The following is a 9,462-nucleotide window of genomic DNA, read 5'->3' as shown; positions in this document are numbered from 1 at the left end:
AACCCGCATGCCGCCGGAGCCTCGTCACGTCGACCGTTCCGGCCCGGAGCTCGCCGCGACTCAGCGCTGCCGGCCTGGCCACACTGGATCCGCACTCTCTCGCTACGGCATCGGTGCGTGGAGTGACGTCAGCTGGTCACACGCGCTGCCGCCGCTCCGCCACTTCACCAGAACTTGCGGCATAATCGAACTTAACGAACTTGACACCCGTCTTGCTCGTCGGCCTCGCACATGGCGGGGCATTGGAGGACCTCATATGTTGGTTTGGGAATGCCTCGTGGGACCGGGAGAGCTCGACCGCTCACCCAGCTCCTACACACTCGCAGCCTACGAGTACTACGTGCTCGCACGCCGCCAGCGCGAGTCCGAATACCTTCCTAGCCGTTTCGTCTCGACCAAGCTGTCGACGGCCATGATCGGCGCTTACCAGGGTGTTCGCCGCCGGTCAGCATTTCGCGCCGAGACCCTCTATTCCCAGTGGCGTCAGTTCGTCGTGCTGGCCTCCACCTTGCCCGCTCGCCGGCGCAGGAAGCTGAGGTCCTGTCGATCGTCTGCCGCTCCTCTCCCGACCGCACGTCGCGCCAGGGCCTTCTTCGTCGCCCACAAGGTCGACGGCCGCAACGCGCCGTAAGGCGCTCTTCCTAGGGCCGTCGTCACGGCCTCCAGACCAAAGGCTGGAAATGAAAGACACAGCTCTCCACTCGTTTTCAACCACTCCTCGCAACTCTGCGCGAACTCGCCGAACCGCCCTTAAGCCGGATGCGTATGTTCCAGCTTCCGCCGTCCGCGACCTGCTTGCCCACAGCCTCGACGCTCGACAGCAGCGCCTGGGCGCCGCCGACATGATCTCGACCGACGACGCTGCCCGCCTGGTGGACACGACCCGCGTCACCATCAACGCCTGGATCGCCAAGGGGCGTGCCATCGGGCTGACGCAGACCAAGCGCGGCTTCCGCATGCCTCGGTGGCAGTTCGAGCCGGCAATGTGGGCCGCGATCCCGAAGCTGTCGGCGGCGCTCGGCACCACCGAAGGCTGGGCCCTGTTGTCCTTCCTGGAGTCGCCTCACGGCGCCTTGGAAGGGCTCACGCCTCGCCAGGCAATCGAGCAAGGCCGCGCCGAACAGGCGATCGCGATCGCAGAGCACGAGGGGAACTGATTCCCCTGAGATGAAGCTTCAAGACCTGCAGTACCTGCCACCGACCTCGCTGGCCACCTCTCAGACTGTGTTCCGTGTCCAGCGCCGGCGGGCGCGGCCTGGCAACGCCCGGGTCGGCCCGTTGAAACTGCCGCCGGCCAGCACCTTGACCAGCCGCTTCGCCGTGGGTACTGCGCTGGTCGGCTACTTCGCCGAGAGCCCCGAGACGGCCGTCTACGAGTCACTGGTCCGGCGCGAAGCCGCCTCGCTGTCGCTGGCCACCGCCGCGTCGCGAGAGCTGCTTTGCCTGCAGGCCACCCGACCGGTCAACCTGCTCGATCTTCGACCGCACGCACCGACCTGGCCGCTTCTGCAGTCCCTGCGGTTCGAGGCCACCCGCGCCGTGGCCGTAGAAGCCATGGCGGCCGGCTTCGAGGGGATCGCCTACCGCTCGGCCCAGCACTACGGCCAGGATTGCTTCGCTCTCTTCGGACCCGCGCTGGAAGCTCTGGCCCTGGTGCGGCGCGAGCGTCTCCTGTTGGCCGACGGCTCCATGCACCAGGCGCTGTATACCGCGATCACTGGCGGCCAGATCCCGCTGACGCGCTGACACGAGCGCCACGACCCCCGGGACCACGGCTCCATCACGTCTCATGGAAATTGCACGGTGAGCAGCCCTGATCCGCTCGCGCACCTGGCGCCAGAGCGCCTGGTCGTGCTCGACACCGCGCATCTGGCCGGACTCATCTCCGACGCGATCTCGAACAGTCGCGAACGCCGACGCTCGGCCCAGCGCTTCATCGCAGATCTCCTCGAACGACGCTGGCTGCCGCTCCTGTCCTGGCATCACTTGGAAGAGCTTCTCCAGCACCGCGACGAAGCGCTCGTCGACGCTCGAGTGCGCTACCTCCGCGAGCTGCCTCGCGCCGCCTGGGTCCGCCCCTTCGACGACCGGGCGGGTCCCGGTTCGATCCTGGAGGTCTTTCGGGCTGAGGTTGCCGCTGCCGTTGCCTACCCCGGCGCTCGCCCCGCCCAGGTCCGTGATCGGGCGCGTCAGCACGTCATCGTCATTGGCGCCGGCGACGATGCGATCCCGGAACACTTCCGTGACTGGCGCCTGCTTCGACCGGCGCTGGCTGCGCAGCAGGCGAACGCACGTCGGGTCGCCGCGATCTCGCGCTGGCGAGCCCACGACATCGACGACAAGCCGATTGGCGCGTGGTTTGGTCAGCCTGCCAGAGCCCCGGATGATGTGTCGCGTCGCTTGATCCGCATGCGCGAGGCCCTCGAAGCCGAGATCTCTGTGCGGGGCGACAAGCGCATTGCCGACCCTCGCGCCATGGCCGAGGAGTTCATGCGTGAGGTCGCTGACGATGGATACGCCGTTGCTGGCGGTCCTCAGCTTGCGCCTGCCGTTCAGCTGCTCGTCAACGCTGGCCTGGATCCGGATGACATCGATCCTTCAGCGACCTTCCGCCAGACCATGGACCTCCTCATGTTCCATCGTCGCCTGCGGTTGGTTGCGGAGAGCTTCGAGTTGCCGTGGTCCGAGCTGAAGCGGCGTGCCCTCCGGAACAACCTTCCTTCGGTCCGTCTTGAGGACGCCATGCGCCTGTACGCGCAAGATCAGCAGGAGCGCAAGGGCAGTGAACTGAACGACACGCATCTGCTGTGCCTGTCGCCCTACGCGGACCTCACCTGCGTCGACAAGCGGACGCTGGAGAGCCTGCGCCGAGCCCGCACCAAGTGCCCGGATCTGGATCAGTTATTGGGCAAGGTGGCCCGAGCACCCACCTATGCTGCGGTGGTACCGATCCTTCCTGAGCAATGATCGCCTTGGCCGCCTTCGATCACCACGCCTTCGCTTTGGCGTTCGCTGTCAGGTATGCATGGAACGAAGCGGCCACCTCCTCGAACTGCTGACGAGCTTTTGGCTCGACTGACGCTCGGTTGGACTGCTCTATGGGCTTCAGCCCGTAGTCGAAGTTGAGCTGCACCTGGCTGAAGGTGAGCCTGTACTTGTTGTCCTTCACATCGATCTTCAGCTTGAAGCTCATCGGGACATTGACCCCCCAAGCGATGCCCAGAGTCGATGTGCCGTTGCCGATGATCGTCCCGAGCTCCTTGTCCTTCAGATCGATGACTGACTTCGAGGATCTCGACGACTCGGCGAGCCAGAGCAGCGCGGTGTCGAACAGTCGGTCACGTGGCATTTCGAAGTCTCTGATGACCTCTACCACGAAGGCGTCTTGAGCAAGCCCGGGTGCGCTGAGCACCACCAAGGCAACGATCGCTGCTCTGCGTTTCATCCGTCTTCTCCCGATGAAGAATCAGTTGGTCTTCGAAGTTGCCGCGGCGAGTTCGACACTCACACCGATGCGTGCCGCAGGACCTCGAGGTGCCGTACGACTTCAACGCCCCTCGATGTCCTGCCTACAACCCGTCGCGACAGAGTAACGCTACCGTGCCGGGGCGAGCCCGAGATCGGAATCGTCGTCATCGTCGAACCCGCCGGCGAAGGCCGGGGAGAGGAGGCTGTCGCGACTCGGGCTGTACCGAGCACCGGCTTGAGCACCCTCTTCAAGCCGCTTGCGCTCCCAACCCTGCGACACCAGGCGATCGATCAACTCCGGTGTGAGGTCCTCGGCGCCGTCCTGGTTGAAGATCGCGTCGATTCGCTTCGGTAGCGACTGCGCCCGTTCCAGTTGGGCACGCAGCTCGTCTACAGGGTAGCCCGCGATCACGCGCGCACCGATTGCCGGTTGCTCGGTGGTCACCACAAAGCCCTTGCCGTCGAGGTCGAATGCCCCGTCCCACGTTATTCCGATCTGCCGATCGGTGTCACGGAACGACCAATTCATTCGCTCACCCCGGAACATCAGGCACAGCGCCAGGTTCTCTTCGGGGTCCAAGAGCCAGGCATCACCTTGGCTTGCAAGAAGAACCAGTGGCACTGAGACCACCTCAGGCCCGGTCACGACGACGAGGTCACGACCTTCACTTGCTGCACGGACAGCAGCTTCGCACTCTGCTTCCAACGCGCCGAGCTCCCGCCGAGCCTCGCCCTGCTTGAGACAGAGGGTGACGTGGTGCCAGTGGTCGTAGCCCGCGCTCTTCGCAACGCGGTTCAGCAAGTCGGCGTGCTTACCGCCAGCCTTGCGCTGGAGCTTCTTCGCTTGCTTCTTGAGGGAGTCCACCGTAGCAGCGGACGTGGGTATGTATCGCATGACAGATTCCTTTCTGCGTGCGAACCGACGGTGCTCACTGCCGGGATTCGCCACAGAGGGGAACCGGTCATGGAAGTAGGTCTGCGCCATCCCGCGAGGGTTTGCCAAGGTGAGCAGCAGGCAATGGCGGATTGCCCACGCAGATCGTAGCTCACCTCGGCTGCGATTGCCAAGCCACCGTGCCAACCAGACGGGGCACCGCCCCAGTTATCGGGAAGGCGCTACCTAGAATTCCGCGAGTGAAAGACGATTCCCCACCCCTCATTCGCGGCCGCGAAAGCGAGCGACTTCTCGCCAATGCATTCGCCGACGCTCAACAGCGCGGGAAGGCTGCGTACGACGGTGTGATCAAGGCGTTCTACCGCGATCGTCGGGTCGCCAAGATCATCCACGACCGCGCTCGTGCGACAAGGTGTCTCGACGACAAGGAAGAGATCCAACAGCAGATCGCCATCCTGCTGGCCGAGAAGCTTCTCGACAAGATGTGCTCCCAGCCGAACGAGCCGTCTGCGATCTACACGCTCATCGCCACCACCGCCCACAACGTCTGCTTGACCCTCATGAAGCAGAACCTGCGGGCATCCGAGAGGTACGTTAGCCTGCATCCCGGCGACAATCTCGACGATCACTTCGAATCGCTAGGCGTAGTGGCGGACGCTGACGACATTGCGGACCAAGTTCTCGCTCGAGTTGATCAAGAAGCTGCTCAGGCAGAGTTCGCCCGTCGCAAGGCCAATCTCATGACCCTCCAGGCTGACAACACCGACGTTCCGGCGTCCTCGGCTCCCTCGACCCCAAAACACCTGAGTGATCTGCAGTTCTTGCGCAAGCTGGGCGTTGTCAAACCTCTCGACGCGCCTTCCGGCATGTCCGTGATCAAGGGTATTGCCGGCTTCGTGACGCTGGCCCCGCCGGCCAAGGGTCAGGAGGCTTCCCCGGCCCGAGGAGTACGCAAGCAGCGCACCGACTTTGATCCTGATGGCCGCGAGAAGCTCATCAAGGTGCAGAAGGCGCTGCACTTCAACAACCACCAGCTGGCCGACGCCCTTCGCGTTGGCCAGGCCACGTTCTCGTCGTACATCTACGGGCGTGTCGCCGCCGGCGTGCCGGTTCGTGTCGTCAAGGCTGCTGAAGATCTGCTCAAGAACAGCAAGGCTACCGTCAAGAAGTACGCTGCACTGACGTCCAAGTCGCAGGCCGACATCATCGACGAGTGGGAGAGGGCGCTCCACATCAATGGGCGAGGCGACGCTGAAACGCTTCTTGCCAAGCTGCTTCGGGTGAATCAGATCACTGTCTGGCGGTGGAAGCGGCCAAACGGCACCACCATCTCTCCGCCCGATCTCGCGGAGTACGACGCCGTGGTGAAGAAGGCCGTCGCCGAGGGCTACCGCCCGGAGGAAGACGGCTCCTCAGCTCACCTCCCGTTCCCCCAGCTGGTCGAAGTCTGGTACTCCGTGCTGAAGATCTCCAGGCGCCCGGACGCTCACCTGGTGCTGGCCAACTGCATTGGGCTGGAACCTTGGAACCTCTCGGCCCTGCTCGCGCCCGAGAGCAAGCGGCCTGAGTTCCGACGCATCAACCAGTGGGAGCGCCGCGTCCACACCGCCGCACAGGAACGGCTCGCAATCGACCCGCTGATCGACCCGACTGGCATGACGAAGCGCGCATTGGCTCAAGCGATCGTCTCGGCCTTGTCGGGACTGCTGCAGCGTCGGTCGCGTAACGTCTACAAGGATGTCGCTGAACTCATCGCGGTGAGCCCAGCCGTTCTGAAGGCTTGGAGCGAGTCCAATGCACCTGCCCCTGCCAAGGAAGCTCAGGCTCTCGCGGCCGCAGCCAACCTGATGCTACGGGTCGTCTTTCCCAAGAGGCCCGAACGCTAGACCCTCGGCATTCAAGCGTCGGGCTGTTCTTCCTCCTCGATCTGGGGCGCCTCTGTCCGCTCGACCAGTGGGACGTGGGGTAATCGTATTTTTCCTGCAGATTGACACGGTGACCCAGAAAAACTCTAGCCGCGACAAGCACTTGCAAAACCGGCTCTCGCGGACCCCTTGTGCTTTCGGTGCAGATTGACACGCTTCAACCTGCCCCGACCGTTCACGCCGCAGGCGCCTCGAACGCCCCACCGATCTGCCTCGCCCGGCGAAGATCGTCCGAGTGCAGATACATGGATGTCGTCGACAACGACGCATGCCGCAGGTTGTCTCGAACCGTTGTCAGTTCGGCCCCGCGCTGAAGTGCGTGCGTCGCATGCGTGTGGCGCATCCAGTGAGGCGTAGCCCGCCGCAGCTTCTCGGCAAGCGTGGGACTTGTGTCGGCCAGGACATGGGCTGTCGTGGCGAAGAACCTCTTCACGATTGCCCACAGACGCTTGGACGTGATCCCGGCCTCGCCATCGAGGCTGCCAAGCACGGGCGTGGCGGGGTTCCACTTCGCTGGCGTCACGGGGAGACCACGCTGAGCCAGATGCCGGTCCAGACCACCACGCGCCAGCCCTGGCAGTAGCACCTTACCGGCCTTGCTGCCTTTGCCGACCACATGCAGCCAGGTATCGCCGTGCGCGTCGACCTCGATCGACCCAAGCGTGGCGTGCACCAGTTCGCCAGCACGCAGCCCCGTGCTGTAGCTGAAGTCGATCAGGAAGCGAAGCCTGTGGGCGGCGCTCGGCTGCCAACCGTACGACCACTCCAGCCCTTCGGCGACCGTCCTCACGAGCTTCCATTCCCCCTCGGAAAATGATCTCGTCGTGTCCAGGGTCGCCTGCCTGGCGCCTCGGACCTTAATGCCCGCGAAGGGATTGGCCAGCACGTACCGCTGTTCGATCAGCCACCGGAACATCGAGCTCAGCACGGACAGCGCATAGGCCCTGGAGCGCGTGGACAGCCCGCCGGCGAACGGCCGCCACTCGGCCGAAGTGCGCGGCGCCGCCGGCCCCACCCAACGCTGCCTGGGAGAGGGCTGTCGCAGGAAGGCCCGATACGCCACGGCATCCTCGGTGGCCAGCGAGGACAGTGCGACGCCGCGCTCGACGATGGCCCACAGGATCAGCCGTTCGGCTTCCTTGCGGTAGGCCCGCTGCGTTGCAGGCGCTTCGTGCAGCGACAGCCAAGCCTGGACCGCGTCGTAGTCGTTGTTCGCCCGCAGGACGCACGACGCGCGCGGCGCACGATGCAGGCCCATGGTGCCGTCGACCTCATGAGGCACGACGAGCTTCTCCCAGGGGACCACATCCGATGGCGCGCTGGTGACCAGCAGCGCGCGAGCACGGTCAGTCAGGTCTTCATGCGCAGCGAAGAAGGCCTCGATCCGGCGTGCACCGGCCGCGCCGATGCCGTTGATGCCCGCCCACCAACGCCTGCGGCGCGGTACTCGAAGAGTGAGGTCGGCCAAGGTCTTGACGCCGGCCTTGCGCAGTACTGCGGCGACGCGGGGCTCGAGCCAGTCGTCGACTCCGTCGCCGATCAGGGGGACGGGAACGGCTGCGCTACGGAGCTGTTCGACGGCGGCGGCCACGGCGCGAGCGGCCGCGGGGCCCTTGCGGGCAGGTCCAGTGAAGAGCTTTGCAAGGTCATCACGGTGGCGTGACCTGGCGAAGGCCGCGATGTCACGACGGATCGCCCCGATGAGGCCGCGCGACGATTGACCGGGCGGCCGGGCTTCACTGAGGTACCGTGTCACCGCAACCCTCGACGACAGACCCTCGTGCCAGCCCCGCAGCGCTGCCAGCGCCGCCGCGTCAGGCAGCGACACCGACGTTGCGGTTACAGATAGGCCCGTTTTCACCCTGGGAAGTTTACGACTCTGGCAGCGCTATGCCGCTAAGAACACTTATCGGTATAGCACTGCCAAGAGCCAACTTATTCAAGTCAGGCACCGCCGATTTCGGGCCCGGCTTTCCCTTGGTCAGTACGAGCGGGGAACCGCCGCGGCCGTCACCTGTTGGCGGTGCCGCCTGACTCCATTTACCGCATTTGCTTGGTTGTCCTGATTTGCTTAGAATGTCCGTATGAACACCGATCTCAGCACTCCCGTCCTGCTGCGCCGCATCGCGCAGCTCGAGGCCACCGTTGGGCGCCTCAGCGAAGACCTCGGCACCCTTCGCTCTGCGGTCAGCAAGCAAGGGCTGCAACTACCGAGGACACGAGGCGTTCGAGCCCGGGTGGCGCACGCCGACTCCTCCGCCGCGGACAACCTGCATGCTCAGGCCACCGGCGGCCTGGCGGGCGCCACCGCGCGCGGCGAGGCAGCACGTGTCCAGTGGGTCAAGGATGGCCTCGTCGTTCCCGGCGAGCGACTCGCGCAAGCGTGGGGGCTCACCCGCCAAGCCTTGGCGCCGGCCGCGGACCGTGGCGAGGTCTTTGCAGTGAAGGTCGGCAACCGGCTGTACTACCCGCAGGCATTCCTGGGCATGGACCGCGAGGCCGTGGCAGCCGTCTGTCGCGCGCTCGGTGACCTGGGCGCCAGCGAGAAACTGATGTTCTGGCTGCGCGAGCACGGCGCTCTCGCTGGGAAAAGTGTTGCCGACGCGTTGGAGGCGGGGACTGCCTTGGCCAAGGTCGAGCGCCTGGCGGCGGCATGGGCGCGCGAACGAGGCGCCTCGCGTGTCCCTGCGGCTGCCTGACAGCGGTTCCTTTGAGGATCTGCTTCGACCGACCAGGATCGAAGTCGCGTCGCTGGTGCGCTTGAGCCGGCATCCGGCCACTGAGCCGTATTGGTCTGCTGGGGTCTATCGCTTTGATGATCCACATCCTGGCGGTGCCGACGCGTTCGGCACCTGCTACACCGCCAGCACCATCGAGGTAGCCTTCGCGGAAAGCGTCATCCATGAGTGCGGGCGATTCGTCGCCGGCAGATACGAGGTGCCGTCTGCAGAAGTTACTGAGCGCTCGGTCGTGCGGTATTCCTGTGAACGGCGCAAGACGCTGGTATTGGCTGACCTGACCGGGGCAGCGCTCAAGGCCTTGGGACTCAACAACGACATCAGTGCATCCGCCGACTACACGGCGAGCCAGGCCTGGGCACGGGCGATCCACGGTGCGTGTCCGCGTTGGGATGGAATCAGGTACGTTTCGCGGCAGATGAACAAGGGGTTCGCC

Annotated in this window: 10 protein-coding genes; 7 read left to right on the top strand and 3 right to left on the bottom strand. The window is 64.9% G+C overall.

The genetic code is table 11. The features are described from left to right. Positions 1 to 340: 340 nt before the first annotated feature. The 4 genes from AB7U92_RS15055 to AB7U92_RS15040 are packed head-to-tail and all read left to right on the top strand — an operon-like array spanning position 341 to position 2,967. Complete coding sequence (locus AB7U92_RS15055) at positions 341 to 631, top strand: hypothetical protein (RefSeq protein WP_428578371.1); 291 nt, start codon at positions 341 to 343, stop codon at positions 629 to 631. A 49-nt stretch (positions 632 to 680) separates the two neighbouring features. Continuing rightward, entirely contained in the window at positions 681 to 1,157 is a 477-nt protein-coding gene (locus AB7U92_RS15050; RefSeq protein ID WP_428578364.1) for a hypothetical protein, read from the top strand. Between the two features lie 10 nt (positions 1,158 to 1,167). After that, positions 1,168 to 1,746 carry an RES family NAD+ phosphorylase gene (locus tag AB7U92_RS15045; RefSeq protein ID WP_428578361.1) on the top strand — a complete coding sequence of 193 codons (579 nt, stop codon included), beginning with the start codon at positions 1,168 to 1,170 and terminating at the stop codon, positions 1,744 to 1,746. A gap of 57 nt (positions 1,747 to 1,803) precedes the next feature. Then, positions 1,804 to 2,967 carry a hypothetical protein gene (locus tag AB7U92_RS15040; RefSeq protein WP_428578359.1) on the top strand — a complete coding sequence of 388 codons (1,164 nt, stop codon included), beginning with the start codon at positions 1,804 to 1,806 and terminating at the stop codon, positions 2,965 to 2,967. Positions 2,968 to 2,986: 19 nt separating this feature from the next. Here AB7U92_RS15040 and AB7U92_RS15035 read toward each other — a convergent pair whose 3' ends face one another. Both AB7U92_RS15035 and AB7U92_RS15030 read right to left on the bottom strand, forming a co-directional pair. Then, complete coding sequence (locus tag AB7U92_RS15035) at positions 2,987 to 3,445, bottom strand: DUF4468 domain-containing protein (RefSeq protein WP_428578356.1); 459 nt, start codon at positions 3,443 to 3,445, stop codon at positions 2,987 to 2,989. A 150-nt stretch (positions 3,446 to 3,595) separates the two neighbouring features. Continuing rightward, the gene (locus tag AB7U92_RS15030; protein ID WP_428578353.1) at positions 3,596 to 4,333 is read right to left on the bottom strand and encodes a hypothetical protein; all 738 of its coding nucleotides are present in this window, start codon (positions 4,331 to 4,333) and stop codon (positions 3,596 to 3,598) included. A gap of 269 nt (positions 4,334 to 4,602) precedes the next feature. Here AB7U92_RS15030 and AB7U92_RS15025 point away from each other — a divergent pair, with 269 nt between their 5' ends. Further along, the gene (locus tag AB7U92_RS15025) at positions 4,603 to 6,249 is read left to right on the top strand and encodes a hypothetical protein (protein WP_428578351.1); all 1,647 of its coding nucleotides are present in this window, start codon (positions 4,603 to 4,605) and stop codon (positions 6,247 to 6,249) included. A gap of 214 nt (positions 6,250 to 6,463) precedes the next feature. Here the strand turns inward: AB7U92_RS15025 and AB7U92_RS15020 are convergent, their stop codons facing one another. Further along, entirely contained in the window at positions 6,464 to 8,149 is a 1,686-nt protein-coding gene (locus tag AB7U92_RS15020; RefSeq protein ID WP_428578348.1) for a site-specific integrase, read from the bottom strand. Between the two features lie 223 nt (positions 8,150 to 8,372). On the opposite strand from AB7U92_RS15020, the gene AB7U92_RS15015 reads away from it, so the two are divergent. Continuing rightward, a complete protein-coding gene (locus AB7U92_RS15015) occupies positions 8,373 to 8,987 on the top strand; it encodes a hypothetical protein (RefSeq protein WP_428578345.1) in 615 nt (204 codons plus the stop codon). Continuing rightward, positions 8,968 to 9,462 (top strand): RES family NAD+ phosphorylase (locus AB7U92_RS15010; RefSeq protein ID WP_428578342.1); only part of this gene is annotated, 495 nt, incomplete at its 3' end. The genes AB7U92_RS15015 and AB7U92_RS15010, both read left to right, overlap by 20 nt.

Source organism: Piscinibacter sp. (assembly GCF_050175855.1).
Taxonomy (GTDB): domain Bacteria; phylum Pseudomonadota; class Gammaproteobacteria; order Burkholderiales; family Burkholderiaceae_C; genus Piscinibacter.
The sequence above is the reverse complement of the archived record's forward strand: the minus strand, read 5'-3'. Positions and strand labels throughout refer to the sequence as shown.

Bases quoted from the DNA above. Each gene is read 5' to 3' on its own strand.
- AB7U92_RS15045 (WP_428578361.1), top strand. From the start codon at position 1,168: ATGAAGCTTCAAGACCTGCAGTACCTGCCACCGACCTCGCTGGCCACC.
- AB7U92_RS15050 (WP_428578364.1), top strand. From the start codon at position 681: ATGAAAGACACAGCTCTCCACTCGTTTTCAACCACTCCTCGCAACTCT.
- AB7U92_RS15035 (WP_428578356.1), bottom strand. From the start codon at position 3,445: ATGAAACGCAGAGCAGCGATCGTTGCCTTGGTGGTGCTCAGCGCACCC.
- AB7U92_RS15015 (WP_428578345.1), top strand. From the start codon at position 8,373: ATGAACACCGATCTCAGCACTCCCGTCCTGCTGCGCCGCATCGCGCAG.